Origin of the sequence: Geoanaerobacter pelophilus, from assembly GCF_018476885.1 — a bacterium.
GTDB lineage: Bacteria > Desulfobacterota > Desulfuromonadia > Geobacterales > DSM-12255 > Geoanaerobacter > Geoanaerobacter pelophilus.
This window is the reverse complement of record NZ_JAHCVJ010000003.1, coordinates 226,518-241,093: the sequence shown is the minus strand read 5'-3', so window position 1 is coordinate 241,093 and position 14,576 is coordinate 226,518. Positions and strand designations below refer to the sequence as shown.

General features: G+C 52.3%; 14 protein-coding genes. 12 read left to right on the top strand and 2 right to left on the bottom strand.

Going from position 1 to position 14,576, the window contains the following annotated elements:
* Positions 1–242: 242 nt before the first annotated feature.
* The 5 genes from KI809_RS09265 (at position 243) to KI809_RS09245 (ending at position 3,894) form a co-directional block, all read left to right on the top strand.
* Positions 243–983 (top strand): dolichyl-phosphate beta-glucosyltransferase, encoded by a 741-nt coding sequence (locus KI809_RS09265; protein WP_214171264.1) that lies wholly within the window; start codon positions 243–245, stop codon positions 981–983.
* Positions 970–2,712, top strand: a complete 1,743-nt coding sequence (locus KI809_RS09260; protein ID WP_214171263.1) for a tetratricopeptide repeat protein — start codon at positions 970–972, stop codon at positions 2,710–2,712. The genes KI809_RS09265 and KI809_RS09260 overlap by 14 nt, the downstream gene beginning before the upstream one ends.
* A 408-nt stretch (positions 2,713–3,120) precedes the next feature.
* On the top strand, positions 3,121–3,303 hold the full coding sequence (locus KI809_RS09255) for a hypothetical protein (RefSeq protein ID WP_214171262.1): 183 nt from the start codon (positions 3,121–3,123) through the stop codon (positions 3,301–3,303).
* Positions 3,303–3,563 (top strand): hypothetical protein, encoded by a 261-nt coding sequence (locus KI809_RS09250; protein ID WP_214171261.1) that lies wholly within the window; start codon positions 3,303–3,305, stop codon positions 3,561–3,563. The genes KI809_RS09255 and KI809_RS09250 overlap by 1 nt, the downstream gene beginning before the upstream one ends.
* 52 nt (positions 3,564–3,615) lie before the next feature.
* Positions 3,616–3,894, top strand: a complete 279-nt coding sequence (locus KI809_RS09245) for a DUF3820 family protein (RefSeq protein WP_246559325.1) — start codon at positions 3,616–3,618, stop codon at positions 3,892–3,894.
* A 36-nt stretch (positions 3,895–3,930) separates the two neighbouring features.
* On the opposite strand, the gene KI809_RS09240 is transcribed toward KI809_RS09245, so the two are convergent.
* Entirely contained in the window at positions 3,931–4,536 is a 606-nt protein-coding gene (locus tag KI809_RS09240) for a lytic transglycosylase domain-containing protein (protein WP_214171260.1), read from the bottom strand.
* Between the two features lie 204 nt (positions 4,537–4,740).
* On the opposite strand from KI809_RS09240, the gene KI809_RS09235 reads away from it, so the two are divergent.
* From KI809_RS09235 to KI809_RS09220, 4 genes are read left to right on the top strand one after another with little or no spacing between them, the layout of a single operon-like run.
* The gene (locus tag KI809_RS09235; protein WP_214171259.1) at positions 4,741–5,145 is read left to right on the top strand and encodes a (deoxy)nucleoside triphosphate pyrophosphohydrolase; all 405 of its coding nucleotides are present in this window, start codon (positions 4,741–4,743) and stop codon (positions 5,143–5,145) included.
* Between the two features lie 40 nt (positions 5,146–5,185).
* On the top strand, positions 5,186–6,442 hold the full coding sequence (locus KI809_RS09230) for a metallophosphoesterase family protein (RefSeq protein ID WP_214171258.1): 1,257 nt from the start codon (positions 5,186–5,188) through the stop codon (positions 6,440–6,442).
* Complete coding sequence (locus KI809_RS09225; RefSeq protein WP_214171257.1) at positions 6,442–8,910, top strand: AAA family ATPase; 2,469 nt, start codon at positions 6,442–6,444, stop codon at positions 8,908–8,910. Before KI809_RS09230 ends, KI809_RS09225 begins: the two co-directional genes overlap by 1 nt.
* On the top strand, positions 8,900–10,165 hold the full coding sequence (locus KI809_RS09220; RefSeq protein WP_214171256.1) for a glycosyltransferase family 2 protein: 1,266 nt from the start codon (positions 8,900–8,902) through the stop codon (positions 10,163–10,165). The genes KI809_RS09225 and KI809_RS09220 overlap by 11 nt, the downstream gene beginning before the upstream one ends.
* A gap of 348 nt (positions 10,166–10,513) precedes the next feature.
* Here the strand turns inward: KI809_RS09220 and KI809_RS09215 are convergent, their stop codons facing one another.
* The gene (locus tag KI809_RS09215; RefSeq protein ID WP_214171255.1) at positions 10,514–12,151 is read right to left on the bottom strand and encodes an ABC-F family ATP-binding cassette domain-containing protein; all 1,638 of its coding nucleotides are present in this window, start codon (positions 12,149–12,151) and stop codon (positions 10,514–10,516) included.
* 248 nt (positions 12,152–12,399) lie between these two features.
* Here KI809_RS09215 and lexA point away from each other — a divergent pair, with 248 nt between their 5' ends.
* From lexA to dinB, 3 genes are read left to right on the top strand one after another with little or no spacing between them, the layout of a single operon-like run.
* The gene (gene lexA, locus KI809_RS09210; protein WP_214171254.1) at positions 12,400–13,005 is read left to right on the top strand and encodes a transcriptional repressor LexA; all 606 of its coding nucleotides are present in this window, start codon (positions 12,400–12,402) and stop codon (positions 13,003–13,005) included.
* 9 nt (positions 13,006–13,014) lie between these two features.
* Positions 13,015–13,269, top strand: a complete 255-nt coding sequence (locus KI809_RS09205) for a hypothetical protein (RefSeq protein ID WP_214171253.1) — start codon at positions 13,015–13,017, stop codon at positions 13,267–13,269.
* Entirely contained in the window at positions 13,266–14,516 is a 1,251-nt protein-coding gene (dinB, locus tag KI809_RS09200; protein ID WP_214171252.1) for a DNA polymerase IV, read from the top strand. The genes KI809_RS09205 and dinB overlap by 4 nt, the downstream gene beginning before the upstream one ends.
* Positions 14,517–14,576 lie beyond the last annotated feature (60 nt).

The window sequence follows — 14,576 nt, the reverse complement described above, 5'->3', positions numbered from 1 at the left end:
TGACGGGTTTAATTGGAATCTGATTAACACCTGTAGGTTCTATACTAGATTATGAGCTTGCAGAGCTCGGAGTAAGAGGGTAAATTCTTACTCCGCCTGCTTCCTGCTAGTGTCGCTGAAAACAGGACAAAGACATAATGAAGTGTATCTCTTGCCATCGCCTCTTTTGCCCTAATGCTGCAAAATATCGTAGATTGAATAATGAACGATGCTAATTCCAGTATTTTCGGTATTTGGATTTTATGGAAAATCACTTTCCTGCTATATCAATAACAATTCCAGCGTATAACGAAGAAAGTCGCCTTCCCGGATATCTCAATAGTATCTTGGCGTACATATCCCAGAATAACATTAGTTATGAGATCATTGTCGTAGATGATGGGAGTACCGATTCCACGTCAGCTATTGTAAAGAGTTATTCTGAGAACAACCCCAATATTAAACTCATCAGATTATCGCATAACTGTGGGAAAGGATATGCTGTTAAGACTGGCATGTTGCTGGCTAAAGGTAAACTTCGATTATTTGCCGATGCTGATGGTGCAACACCAATAAATGAGCTAGATCGACTAAAAAAATATATTGATTCCGGTGCTGCTGTGGTGATTGCTTCTCGTGCTTTAAAGGACAATTCCTGTACTATAAGAGCGCATTTGCATAGGAAAATTATTGGCTCAATATTTAATTTTATTGCACGGTTACTGACGGTTAAAGGCATACATGATACGCAATGCGGGTTTAAGCTTTTTACAGAAGAGGCAGCAAAAACAATTTTTCCGCTTCAGCAGATTAATGGTTTTGGATTCGATGTTGAATTGCTTTTTATTAGTCAAATAAAAGGATACAAAATTGAAGAGGTTTCAGTAAACTGGACGGATATACCAATTACTAAAGTTAAACTGTTTAGAGACTCTTGGCTAATGTTTACCGATGTGTTGAAAGTGCGTTTAAATTATTTAAGAGGGTTCTATGGTAGCATTTAAAATAAGGTATAAGTTGGATGTAACTAAAATTCAATTATTAGTAATTGTGCTTTGTGCAATAATAGTCAACGCTAATACTTTATATAATGATTTTGTTTATGATGATATTGCTCAAATAGTAAATAATCCATGGATCACTGACACAAAATATATCCCGGATATATTTTGGAATGATGCTACTCATGCCGAAACTAAGGGGATATCAAACTATTATCGCCCCATGATGAATGTTATATACCTTATTAATTATCATGTATTCGCTGGACTTAAGGCGTGGGGATTTCATCTTGTAAATATTATTCTTCACGTTGCTGTGACAATACTTGTCTTTTGGGTTGCTGCCTTACTTGTTCGTAATGATAAATTAACCACTGAAAATACATTTTTATCTGTTCCTCTTGTTTCTGCGCTGGTCTTTGCTGTCCACCCTATTCACACAGAAGTGATTGCTTGGATAGCTTGTGTGCCAGAGCTTTCATTCACTTTATTTTGCCTGCTCTCCCTTTATTCTCATATGAAATCCACAGTTATTTTTGATAAAGGCCATGTTTATTCTCTGATTTTTTTTGGTATCTCAATGCTGTGCAAGGAGACGACTATCGCTCTGCTGCCTATATTAGCCATATATGACAGCATTTACGGTAAGGAAAAATTCAATATACGCAGTAGTATCATGAGATATCTGTCATTTATTGTAATTATCGGAATATATTTGATCTTAAGGTTTAATGCTTTAAGTGGCATGGCTCCATCCAACAGGTATCAGGAACTCAGCACATTTGAAGTAATAATCAATACTGTGCCGCTTTTTAGTCAGTACCTCGAGAAACTTATCTTGCCGGTTAATCTGAATGCTTTCTATGTTCTACATCCGGTACATTCTATTACAGATATTGTATGGTTATATTCACTTGTCATAGTTGTCGCATTTATTGTTTTGGGATATGTGTTGTTTAAAAAATGTAAGTCTGCTTTTTTCGGATTAATAATAATAACAATGCCATTGTTACCAGTTCTGTATATCAGGAAGCTTGGGGAAAATACTTTTGCTGAAAGATATGCTTACTTCCCATCCATTGGCTTTGCTCTGATGTTAGGATTATTATCCACTATGAAAATAATAAATAATGATTATCGAAGAAAAACTCTTTCTGCCCTCTTACTGCTTGTCGTAGTGGTATATTCTATTGGGACAATAAACAGAAATACGGTTTGGCGCGACGAGATAAGTCTATTTTCTGACACACTACAAAAATCTCCGGAAAGTTCTTTTATTCACTTTGCTATGGGTGCTGCTTTTGCCGACAAAGGTAATTTGGATGGAGCGATCAATGAGTATCTGAAAGCCCTGCGAATAGACCCTAGGGATTCAGAGGTTCATTACAATCTTGGATTGGCTCTTGCTAAGAAAGAAATTATTGATGCCGCTATAATGGAATTCAGAATGGCTATTACGTTGAATCCCAATTACGCACAGGCCCATAACAACCTGGGAGTTGCTCTTGCTCGTAAAGGTGAGTTGGATTCAGCGATTAAGGAATACCAGGTGGCACTTACTCTAAACCCTGATCACGCTCAGGCCCACAATAACCTGGGGAATGCACTTGCAAAGAAAGGAAATTTGGATGCAGCAATCAGGGAATACCAAGTTGCCCTTACGATAAATCCCAAAGATTTGGATACGCAGAGGAATCTTGAGCTTATTCTTGCTCGGAAGCTGAGTCACTGAAGAAATTTCTTCTGAATCTTGTCAGTTGAGCCAGTCTTGGTATTTCAAGGGACGTTACACTTATTGTCTAACTTCAAGGAGATTCAACCTTTCAACGTTGGGAAGTTAAAGGTAAAACTAGTTGTTACCTTGTCCGTGTTAAGCAAATCAATAAATGTCCACACAATTTATGTGGGTATCCATTAACCACAAAACCTCTTAACTAATGTTGCTAATCTATTTAAAAACTCGTACCTCTGATTTCAACCAATAGCCTTGAGGAGGGGTTTCAATACCGAGTTTCTTACAACGCTTTCTTATGGCTACGTCTGATATCCCAAGGCGCTTTGCAATTTCTGTAAAAGGCATTTCCCAGACAAGCTTCGCAAGAGTGGCTAAACACATGGCAGATCTAGAAAGGAACAGAACATGTCCATGACCGTTGACATCAAAGACAACAAGCTCTGCATTGAGATCGATCTGGAGAAGCCCACTCCATCGGCATCCGGCAAGACCCTGGTCGTTGCCAGCACCAGGGGGAATACTGTCACCTCAGTCATGGTTGACGGCAAGCCGGTTACTATCGGCCTGAACGCCTATATCAAACCGTAATGAAGGCCGAAATCTATGCGATTACTTACAGGATCCCTCTGACTGATAGCCAGCAGGCCAAGCTCGACAAGAAATGGCCTGACGGTGATCCGTTCATCTCTTACGAGAAGATTGATTCCCTGCTTGAGCCGCTTCCGGTTGAAGACATCTACTGGTCGCATTACACGGGGCAATTTCTCTACTTTACCGTTCGCGGCGACGATATAGAGGGCACCGTTGCCGAGGTTATCAAAAGGCTTGAGGATAAGCTGGGCAAGTGATTCATTCAATGGATCTGTTTGTCATCCTCAAATAAGGTAAAAAAGGCACATTATGATGAGCATGGATACCTTGCGCCCGTGTACTGAAGCGTCCGGCAACCCCGACGACCTGATTGAGCTGGCTGAAATGCGTATGCCGTTCGGAAAATACCAGGGCCAGTTGTTAATAGACCTGCCTGAGCCCTATGTTGTTTGGTTTGCTAAAAAGGGGTTTCCCGAGGGAAAGCTGGGGCGGATGCTACAAGCGGTTTATGATATCAAGGCCAATGGGCTGGAATATCTTTTTGAACCGTTGCGACCGGGTAGAGCACCAGGAACGGGGAGTAATTAAACAAAAACAAGCCATACCTCGCAATCCGGGCTGCTGCTATTCTCCGGAGAGAGCGATTGACTGTTCCGGTTCTGTTTCGGCCGGGGATTGGTTTTGCAGCGCAAGCTTTTCCTCTTCAGGGACGCTCTGTTGCTGGGCTGCTAGCGGCTTGGTGACCGGTACCGCGCTGGTATCCTTGGGATTATCCTTGATGGATTTGGCTGAAGCCAGACGTTCGTCGCGTTCGATGCGTTGCAACTGCTTGAATACCGTAATCGCGTATTTGTTGCGCTTTCCCGGTGTCTGGCTGTTGTAGCAGCCAATGGCTTCCCAGGAATAGCCGTATTTCTTCATGCATGAAGCCAATATCATGGCCCCGGCCTTGATGTTGGTGCAGGGGTCCCCCAGGGTGCTCCACCATTCCTCGCCGTAGGTACGCCCCCAGAGAGAGTTGATCTGCATCACCCCGAAATCGTAACTGCCATTGGTGTTCCTGTTGACAGCTCTAGGGTTGAACCCTGATTCGACCTTTGCTATCGCTCTGAGTATTTGGGGATTGATCCCATACTGCATCCCTGCCTCGTCGAAACAGAGATCTTCAGCTTTGGCGGCAGAGGCATAAAAGAGTATTATAGCGAGGCAGCAACCAGCGATCATTCTCATTGACGCGAGCCTGTTATCCGGAGTTGAGGTGATCAGCAACGTGTATTGTTATTATTAGCACAATTAATCAAGCTGTTCCATGGATTATCTGATTGTCTGCCCCTTGCCATGGAGTGGATTGACATCTATTTCCATAAAGTGTAAGGCCTATATACAGAAGCGGCGGCAAGGCCGCGTAAATGAGATCTCTCCGGACGGTTTGCTTTGAGCCATGTTGTCAATAACCATATCAAGGTGGCCTGCGCCATCATCGAGCGTGACGGCCTGGTCCTTGCTGCTCAACGCAGCGCCGGCATGAGCCTGCCGCTCAAATGGGAGTTTCCTGGTGGCAAACTCGAGCCGGGTGAAACTGCGGAGCAATGTCTCCGGCGTGAACTGGTTGAAGAGATGGGGGTACAGGTGCGTGTGGGAGAGGCTCTCCCCTCTACTACCCATAATTATCAGACCTTTACGGTGACACTGTTCCCTTTTGTCTGTACAATCGAGTCCGGCGAGATCGTGCTCCATGAACACGCCGCCATTGCCTGGCTGGCACCGGAAGAGCTACTCACCCCTGACTGGGCTGAGGCAGATCTGCCGGTGATTGAGCTGCTTCTGCAACGTTCTTGATATTACCAGCGTCCGCCCTGTGGACAGAAACCATAATTCTATGACCATCAGATTCCTCCATACCGCCGATATTCACCTTGGCAAGACCTACCGCACCTCTAGCGGTGCGGCCGAGCGTTACGAAGACTTCTTCCACATGCTTGAAGCTATTGTTGCTGACGCCGTTGTCGAGCAGGTGACGTTCGTACTGATCAGTGGCGACCTGTTCCACACCGGCCAGATCCTGCCGCGTACCTTTGCCCGCACCATCGAGACCCTGCAGCCGCTCAAGGACGCCGGGATCCCCTGCATCGCGGTTGAGGGTAACCACGACTGGATCCACCGTCGCGACAGCATCTCATGGATGGAGGCGCTATCCCAAATGGGATACATCCGCCTGCTGCGCCCCTCACGCACCGAAAGCGGCGGTTATCACTTTGACCCGTTCGATCCCGAGACCGGCATGGGGGGGCACATTGAAATCAACGGCCTCAATATCTACGGCCTCGGTTACATCGGCACTCAGGCCGGAGCCCATGTGGCGCGAATCTGCGAGGCCGTAACCACCAGGAGCAATCTCCTGCTGTTTCATGTCGGGGTTTGGAACTATTCGCCGGTAGAGATAGGCAATATGAAGCCGGAAGAGGCGCTACCGCTGGCAGAGGTCTTTGATTACGTTGCCCTCGGACATGGCCACAAACCTTACACCATAGAAACCCCTGAAGGCCGCAGTTACGCCTTCAACCCCGGCGCTCCGGAGTGCGTTAATTTTGGCGAGGAGAAGTACGACAAGGGGTATTACCTGGTTACCGTTGAGTCAGGAGGGTATCACCACCAGTTTCGCCGTAGCAATCCCCGCCCGATGTTGGTTATGGCCATCAACCTTGACGGGGCAGAACACGCGGCTGATGCCCTGGAGCGCTTGCGTTGCCAGGTTAACGAGAAGCTTGGCAGCACTGCTGATAACCGGAGGCCTCTGCTGGAGCTGAGGCTCAGCGGCAGGGTGGCGTTTCACCCGTTCGAACTAGGGCGCGAGCGGCTGAAGCTGATACTGACCGAGCTTTGCAATCCGCTGCATGTGGAGATCAAGAACCATCTTTCACTGGTGACCCGTAGTGGCGAAGAGGAGGCAGTGGCCAAGCGGAGCCTGTCTGAGATTGAGCGGGACGTTCTCCGGGAGTTGGTCTCGGCCAAGAGCGACTACAAGGGGCACGAAGAGGAGCTGGTTCGGCTTTCGCTGGCCATCCGTGATCAGGTCCTCAAGGGTGAGACTGACGGCGAAGAGCTGCTTGGTCTGCTGCTGAGGGAGCCAGCCTGATGCAGATACTCTCGATCCAGCTGAAGAACATTAAGTCCCATCGCGACACGCAACTCTGCTTCTCGGCAGGGATCAACGTCCTCTCCGGCCCCAACGGCGCAGGCAAGAGCACCATCTTCGAGGCAATCGGCTATGCCTTGTTCGGGGTGGATGCCCGCGATTTCGTCTCCAACGTCGATCGCTTTCTCTCCATCGGCGCCAAGCGTGGAGAAATAGTAGTTACCTTCCGCACTGACGATGACACGACCTGGCAGGTGAGCCGTACGGTCGGCACCCCGTCCAAATGGCTACTGGCCAAGGAGCGCGACGGAGCCTTTGAGGTGGAGGAGCACGCCCGGATCGAGGAGACCGAGGCGAGGATTGCTGAACTACTTGGCCTCAATAATGGCAGACCGTTGGCTGAGCAGTTCAAGCTGGTGATCGGACCGTTCCAGAACGATTTTCTCGGGCCGTTTGTCATCAAACAGCCCACCAAAAGGCAGGAGGCGTTTGACGAGATCCTTGGCATTGATGCCTGGCGCAAGACCTATAAAGGAACCAGCTCCTTACTCTCGGCGTTGCAGGAAAAGATGAAGGTGCTTGCCGCCGAGGTTGCAGTAAAGCAGGAACAGGTCGCGGTGCTGCCGCAGAAAGAGCTGGAGCTGGCCGGTAACAGGGAGACAGCGGGACAGGTGGAGCAGCAACTGGCAGAGAAGGGGGGAGCGCTCAAGGAGCTGGAGGCAGCCCTGTCGGACCTGGATGCACGGGAAAAGGCGATAACTGCTATTACAGCCGAGGTTCAACTGCTTGAAGGCCGTGTCAAAGATGGCGGCGAAAAGATCGCCACCCAGAAACTGCGGGTGGATGAGGCTAGGAAAGCCAGGACTGTGGTCGAGCAGTCCCGCAAGGGGAAGGAGTCCTACGACCAGGCCGAGTTGCGTCTGGCAGAGCTTCGGGCCAGGGAGCAGCAGCGCAGGGCAATAGAGCATGAAATTGCTTCTCTGGAAAAGGAGGCGCTCCGCTTGTCCCAGGCTGTTGGCCATGAGAAGGTCGAGATAGCGCAGATCGGCAAACAGCTGGCAGAGGAAGATGCCGGCCTGGTAAAGGCCAGAACTGACTTGCAGGTCGATGACACGTTGCGACAGACCGCTGCCGCGCTTCCGGAGTTGCGCAGTCAGCTGGACCAGCTTAAGGGAGAGCGCGCTCTACTGGAAGGGCGGCGCGCCGGTCTTGTGGAGGGGAAAGAGAAGCTGGCTGCAGGGAGCTGCCCGTTTTTTCAGGAGCAGTGTCTTTATGTCGCCGACAAGTCGTCCAAGGATCTCTTTAGCGAACGGATTGACGACCTTGATCGCGCAATGGCCACCCTGGATCAGCAGATTACAGCGGCGGCCCACAAGGTTTCAGAAGCGGAACAGGGAGGAAAAGAGCTGCATGGCCGCAAGGTGCGCTTGCAGGAGCTTGACAAGCAGGCGCTTGCCTTGGAGGCGCGACTCCGGAAAAATCGCGAGCGCTCCGATAAACTGGCGGTGCTGAAGGAGCAGCAGACAACAGCCGTGTCGCTTGTCAGTGCCCGTAAAACCGAGCTGCAGGTCTTTTCCGGTCTGGACGAGTTGATCAAAAGTTGTGAACAGGAGCGCATAAGCTTCCAGGCGGCGCGTGACACCTTTAACGCGCACCTGAAGGATGCCGATGATCTTGAAAACCGGAGCCAGACTCTGGCCAAATGGCAAACAGCCCTGGAGGAGCTGCACACGGCCAGGTCCGGCAAGCAGGCTGAGCTGGAGCGGTGCCGCGCGGCATACCATTCTGAGAGACACCAGGAGCTGAGAGGGGCAAAGGATCGTTTCCTGACCGAGGTGGCAACCTGCCGGCAACAGCTGGCTGAACTGGAGAGAAACCGGCAGCGGCTGACAGAAGAAGTGGCCAGCCTGAAACGCCTCCAGGAGGAGATCAATGCCAAACAGGCCAAGATCAGGAACTACGAGGAGAAAGAGAAGCTAGTCAAGTTTCTGCGCAACCAGGTTTTTAAGAATGTGTCGGCGCAGCTGTCCGAGCGGTTTCGCGAGGAGATCACCCTGAGGGCGGACCGGATCTACCGGACCATTAGCGAAACCGACGAGGAGCTGATCTGGGGAGAGCACTACCAGATCATGTTGCGCGACCTGGCTGATGGCGTGCTGCGCGAGCGGAGCGACGACCAGCTTTCCGGCGGCCAGACCATGAGCGCCGTCGTTGCCTTGCGGCTGGCCCTGCTCCAGACCATCGGCGCGCGCATCGCGTTTTTCGATGAGCCGACCTCGAACCTTGATGCCTCGCGTCGGGAAAATCTGGCCCACGCCTTCCGCGCCATCGACGTTGGCCGGGAAGAGGTGACCGAGCACTGGTACGACCAGCTGTTCCTGGTCAGTCATGACGTGGCTTTCACCGAGATCACCGACCAGATGCTGCAAATCGGTGAGGAATCTCTCCTGGTTACTGATGCCGGATAGACTGAGGCTGGCAACCTATCTTGAGCGGCGGGCCATCCGGTCTCCCTGGTCTCTTTCCGGGATTGATGCTGCCGGTTTCTCCGGTGCGGTGGTCATCCCATCCCTTGCCGAAAGCGACAACCTCTCTCTGACCCTTGACTCCCTTGTGCATACCGATCCTGAGTTGCTCCGGCAGTTTCTCGTCGTGGTGGTGGTTAACCATCGCGAGGATGCCGATCCCCAGGACAAGGCCGACAATGTGGCAACCCTGGAGATGCTCCCGGCTTTGGCAGAGAGACTGCCGTTGCATCTGGCGTGGGTCGATGCTGCCTCGCCCGGCCTGGAACTGCCGGTGCGTGATGGTGGGGTGGGGATGGCGCGGAAGATCGGTTTTGATCTTGCCTTGCCGTTGCTTGCCTGGAATGGAGCCGGGCCAGTGCTGGTGGCCCTGGATGCCGATACTCTGGTGGGTGAAGATTACCTGACGGCCATTGCCGGGCATTTCAGGAGGTCGTCCGCTGGCGGCGCCGTCATCCCGTTTTGCCACCAGAACGCCCCGACTGCTGCCGGGCAGGATATCATTGACCGGTATGAACTGTTTCTTCGCTGCTATGTGCTTGGCCAGTCTTATGCCGGCTCACCCTATGCCTTTCATACAGTCGGGAGCGCCATGGCCTGCACGGCGAGCGCTTATCTCCGCTGTGGCGGGATGAACAGCCGCCGCGCCGGAGAAGACTTCTACTTTCTGCAGCAGCTGAAAAAGACCGTTGGTATTGCTATGGTCTGCGGCACAACGGTTTATCCCTCACCGCGACCGTCCCACCGGGTTCCGTTCGGCACCGGCCGCTCCGTTTCAAAGGCCCTGGCAGGCGATCACGACTCTATTACCTTTTACCGGGCCGAATGCTTTGCCCTGCTCCGGGAGTGGCTCTCGCTGGCAACAGGCTGCCTGGAGGCGCCTGGTGAGACGATAATTACTGCTGCCAAGAGCATTTCGCCGATGCTGGCCCAGTATCTTGAGCGGGAGGGGTTTATGGGATCATGGGAACGGATTTGTCGGGGGAAAAAGACCAATGAGGCGTTGCTGGCGGCATTTCATGAATGGTTTGATGCCCTGAGGACCATGAAGCTGATCCATCATTTCTCTGAGACTTTACTCCGGTGCGGGCCTGAAGAGGCGGTCCCGGAGCTTTTGGCCATGGCCGGACTGGAGCCTGTGACCGGGGTGAAAGCGCAGCTTGAGTTATTAAGAATGGTGCAGAACAGCCCAGTTTGACAACCGGCCGACCGACACATAGCCTGGGGTTCATTGTTTGCAGGTGGCTGCAATTTTAATGTGAACACATTAGTTGCTGTTTAAGTATGGTGCTTGATGTTCAGGTTCAGTTCAGGTGTCGCTGGTTGTATCTTAACTAAATCATGTAGTTACGCTTGGCATTCATTTGGCTAAAGATAGATCGCTGTCCATCTCCATCAAGGAGGCCATTCATGGCAACGATCCTTCTTTTGACCCTGGCGTGCAGTTGGTTACTCTTCATCGGTATTGCCATCTTTCACAAAAACAGTGAAGTTCCGGTACACAACAATAAATAAGGCTATCTGCTGTAAAAGAGGCTGTAGAGGCTTATGCAGCCACGCCGGCTACACCGTGCGCTTTTTCCAGGTAGTAGCAGTAGGTCCCCTCGTAAATTCTCATCTCTCCATGATCGATCTCGAATACCCTGTCAACCAGTGATCTGAGGAAATGACGGTCATGGCTGACAATTACCACAGTGCCGGTAAAGTTCTGCAGGGCATCAAGCAGAATCTCCCGTGAGCGGATATCAAGATGATTGGTCGGTTCGTCAAGGACCAGGAAGTTGATCGGCCTTGCCAGGAGCGTAGCCAGCACCACCCGGCTTTTTTCGCCGCCTGAGAGATTTTCAATCCGCTTGTCCACGGCATCGCCGGAAAAGAGGAATGCGCCGAGCAGATTGCGGATGACGCCGATATTTGCCAGCGGCATGGCATCTTGCACCGTCTCGAACACGGTCTTTTTCGGAGAGAGCAGATCCATGGCGTGCTGGCTGAAATAACCGATTGAGACGTTTGCCCCCACAGTCACATTGCCGCAGGTCGGATCGGTCTGGCCTGCCAGCACCTTGAGGAAAGTGGATTTGCCAGCGCCGTTTACCCCAACCACCGCAATCTTGTTCTGCCTGCGGACAACACCCGAAACCCCGCTGAAGACCGACTTCTCGGCACCATCCGGCAGCTGCCAGCTCTTAGCAAGATCGCTGAAGCTGACCACGTCATCACCGCTGCGCGGAGGGGCATTGAACTCAAAACGGACGATCCGCTCTTCCGGAGGGATTTCGATCCGGTCGATCTTTTCCAGCTTCTTTACCCGTGACTGCACTTGGGCCGCATGGGAGGCGCGCGCAGCAAAGCGGGCGATAAACTCCTCTTCCTTGGCAAGCATCTCCTGCTGCCGCTTATGGCTGGCAAGCAGCTGATCTTTACGGATGTCCCGCTCTTTTTCGTAGAAATCGTAGTTGCCACCGTAGGTGGTGACGGTCTTGTTTGCCACTTCGATGATCCGGGTGACGATCCGGTTCATGAAGTCGCGGTCGTGGCTGGTCATCAGGAGCGCCCCCTTGAACTCTGCAGCCAGCCACTCTTCCAGCCAGATGATCGACTCGACGTCGAGGTGGTTGGTCGGTTCGTCCATCAGCAGGACATCAGGTTGCAGGGTCAGGATCTTGGCCAGGGCAATGCGCATTTTCCAGCCGCCGCTGAACGATTCCACCGGGTGGTTGAACCGGTCGGGACCGATACCTAGTCCGGTGAGCACGGTTTGGGCCCGGGTGTCCAGGTCATAGCCGTCGCGGTGCTCGAACTCTTCCATTGCCTCGCCGTAACGCTCCAGCAGGGTGGCCATCTCGTCGTCCGACTGCGGCTCGCACATTGCTGCTTCCATCTCTTTCAGTTGCGCCGCCAGCTTGACGGTAGCAGCAGAACCGGCCATAACCTCTTCCAGGGCGGTCCGGCCAAGCATCTCGCCTACATCCTGGGAGAAGTAGCCAATGGTGGTCCGCTTGGCGCAGGTGATTTCGCCGCTGTCCACTTCCTCCTCTCCGGTAATGATCCGGAATATGGAGGTCTTGCCGGCGCCGTTTGGCCCGACCAGCCCGGTTCGGCTGCCGGGGAGTATCTGAAAGCTCGCATCGCGGAAGAGGAGCTGGGTGCCGTGCTGTTTGGCAATATTCGAGAGATGAATCATGGTGACTCCAGTGTGTCTTTAAATAGTATTTACGGGAGATGGCGGCTGAAAAAGGAAGGCATTGCATGATGGCAAGGCTGACCGGATTATTGCCCGGAGTGAGGGTGGTTGTCAACTGCAGAGGTGTGGAAAGCGTATTGGAGAATATCGGCGGCGGGTTCAGCGGGCAAGCCACCTTCTTGACTTCGCTGTATTCGGATGGTATATCAAATGGTATATTTACCATTTGGTACTATAATGAGGAAGCCATGGAAAAACTCACATTACGGCAACAACAGGTTCTGGATTTCATTGCCAGCCGCATTGACGGCAAGGGCCTGCCGCCGACCCTCCGGGAAATCGCTGGCCACCTTGGCACGAGCGGCAATATAAGTGTTCTCAATCATTTGAAAGCCCTGGAGAAAAAAGGGTATCTCCTCAGGGAATCAGGGAGTTCCAGAGGGATCATGCTTGTTCGGGAACCTCTGCCGGAAATGGTGTCTGTTCCCATAGCCGGTTTGGTTCGCGCTGGCGACCTGACCTTGGCTGTTGAGGATATTGAAGGGTACTATCCCCTGGAAAAGGTGCAGCTGCGGGGCGGGACCTTTTTTCTTCGGGTCAAAGGGGATTCCATGGTCAATGATGCCATTGTTGATGGTGACCTGGTGTTGATCCGGCCGCAACAGACCGCGGATAATGGCGATATTGTTGTGGCCATGATTGACGGAGAGGCGACCCTGAAGCGGTTTTACCGGGAGCGCGATCATATCAGGCTGCAACCGCGGAATCCAAACATGGCTGCCATCATTATCCCTGCTGGCGAGGAACTGGCAATCATCGGCAAGGCGGTCAAAATCATCCGCAACATTGAGTAATGGGGCCATATGCTACAGCGGATCAGGGAATATATCCGGGTGGCGGTCATTCATGGGCCGGGCAGCAAGCTCAGCCCGGTCTGGTTTGACTGGAAGCGCCGGAAACACATCATCCTGGAAGTCACCTACCACTGGCGGCATTGGGCCGGTAGCGACCTGATGCTCCATTATGCCGTTACCGACGGAACGGCGCTCTACGAGCTGGTGTACAACGCAACCGAGCAGCTTTGGCTTCTGGAAAGTGTGGATGCCGATCAATCATGAGTAACGCAGGCACGCACAACATCATAATGCATGTCGACATGAATGCGTTCTTTGCCTCGGTGGAGCAGCAGGGGAACCCGGAACTGCGCGGCAAGCCTATTGCCGTCATCGGCCGGGGACGGACGGTTGTTACCACCGCTTCCTACGAGGCCCGGGCTTGTGGCGTCAAGACCGGCATGAACACCTGGCAGGCACGGCAGGCATGCCCCCAGCTCATCTTCGTCATCGGGGATAACCAGAAGTACACCTACACCTCGACCCGGATCATCAGTATGATGCGGGACTACACCCCATTGGTGGAGGTGTTCTCCATCGACGAGGCGTTTCTTGATGTCACTCATTCCCTGACGATCTTCGGCTCTGCCGAAAGGATTGCCCACTTGCTCAAGGAGCGGATCAGGGAGCAGTTCGGCATCACCTGCTCCATCGGCATTGCTCCTAACAAGATGTTGGCCAAGCTCGCTTCGGAGATGAAGAAACCTGACGGTTTGACCATTATCGAGCCTGACCGGGTGCAGCGGGTGCTGGAGCGGCTGCCGATCAAGGAGCTGTGTGGTGTCGGCAGAAAGATGGAACGGCATCTGGAGCTGCTGGGCATCCGTACCTGCGGAGAGCTGGGGCGGTTTCCCGTGGCGGTCCTCAGGAAGAAATTCGGCATTGTCGGCGATAAATTAAGCCGGATGGGGCGGGGGATCGATGCTTCACCGGTGATTCCTGCCGATGAGTCGGAGGAAGTCAAATCGGTCAGTCACAGTATGACGCTGGACCGGGATATCGAAGAGAGACAGGAAATTTTGAAATACCTGCTGCAGCTTTCCGAGATGGTGGGGCGGCGAGCCAGGCGCTACAGCGTATGGGGGAAGACGGTTACCCTGTCGATCCGCTATGCCGATTTCGACAGCTGGGTGGGCAAGCAGGAGACCTTGCCTCATTTCATCAACCAGAGCGACGATATTTACCGTGAAGTTACCGCTATTCTGGACACGATCAGTTTGACCCAGCCTGTCAGGCTGCTGGGAGTCAGGTTGTCCAATCTTCGTTATGAGAGCAACCAGTTGCCGCTGTTTGAGGAGAAGCGGAAAAAGCTGTTCCTGGCAGACGCCATGGACGAACTGAACGATAAGTACGGCAATTTTACCGTGACCTTTGGCAGTCTGCTGGACGGCGAGGAGCCGAAGAGCAAGGGGAGTCATGTCATCAGTCCGGCTTGGCGGCCGGATGGGATCAGGAATGTGGAGGTGAAGTGAGATTTTTGAGGTACACTTACCGTAGGTGGTTATGATAAAAGCTGTATGCTACAATGCCGC

What these genes read in the sequence shown, in the direction of transcription:
- KI809_RS09260 (WP_214171263.1), top strand. Translation starts at nt 970, where the DNA reads ATGGTAGCATTTAAAATAAGGTATAAGTTGGATGTAACTAAAATTCAA.
- KI809_RS09220 (WP_214171256.1), top strand. Translation starts at nt 8,900, where the DNA reads ATGCCGGATAGACTGAGGCTGGCAACCTATCTTGAGCGGCGGGCCATC.
- KI809_RS09245 (WP_246559325.1), top strand. Translation starts at nt 3,616, where the DNA reads ATGATGAGCATGGATACCTTGCGCCCGTGTACTGAAGCGTCCGGCAAC.
- KI809_RS09215 (WP_214171255.1), bottom strand. Translation starts at nt 12,151, where the DNA reads ATGATTCATCTCTCGAATATTGCCAAACAGCACGGCACCCAGCTCCTC.
- lexA (WP_214171254.1), top strand. Translation starts at nt 12,400, where the DNA reads ATGGAAAAACTCACATTACGGCAACAACAGGTTCTGGATTTCATTGCC.
- KI809_RS09240 (WP_214171260.1), bottom strand. Translation starts at nt 4,536, where the DNA reads ATGAGAATGATCGCTGGTTGCTGCCTCGCTATAATACTCTTTTATGCC.
- KI809_RS09255 (WP_214171262.1), top strand. Translation starts at nt 3,121, where the DNA reads ATGTCCATGACCGTTGACATCAAAGACAACAAGCTCTGCATTGAGATC.
- KI809_RS09265 (WP_214171264.1), top strand. Translation starts at nt 243, where the DNA reads ATGGAAAATCACTTTCCTGCTATATCAATAACAATTCCAGCGTATAAC.
- KI809_RS09230 (WP_214171258.1), top strand. Translation starts at nt 5,186, where the DNA reads ATGACCATCAGATTCCTCCATACCGCCGATATTCACCTTGGCAAGACC.
- KI809_RS09250 (WP_214171261.1), top strand. Translation starts at nt 3,303, where the DNA reads ATGAAGGCCGAAATCTATGCGATTACTTACAGGATCCCTCTGACTGAT.
- KI809_RS09205 (WP_214171253.1), top strand. Translation starts at nt 13,015, where the DNA reads ATGCTACAGCGGATCAGGGAATATATCCGGGTGGCGGTCATTCATGGG.
- dinB (WP_214171252.1), top strand. Translation starts at nt 13,266, where the DNA reads ATGAGTAACGCAGGCACGCACAACATCATAATGCATGTCGACATGAAT.
- KI809_RS09225 (WP_214171257.1), top strand. Translation starts at nt 6,442, where the DNA reads ATGCAGATACTCTCGATCCAGCTGAAGAACATTAAGTCCCATCGCGAC.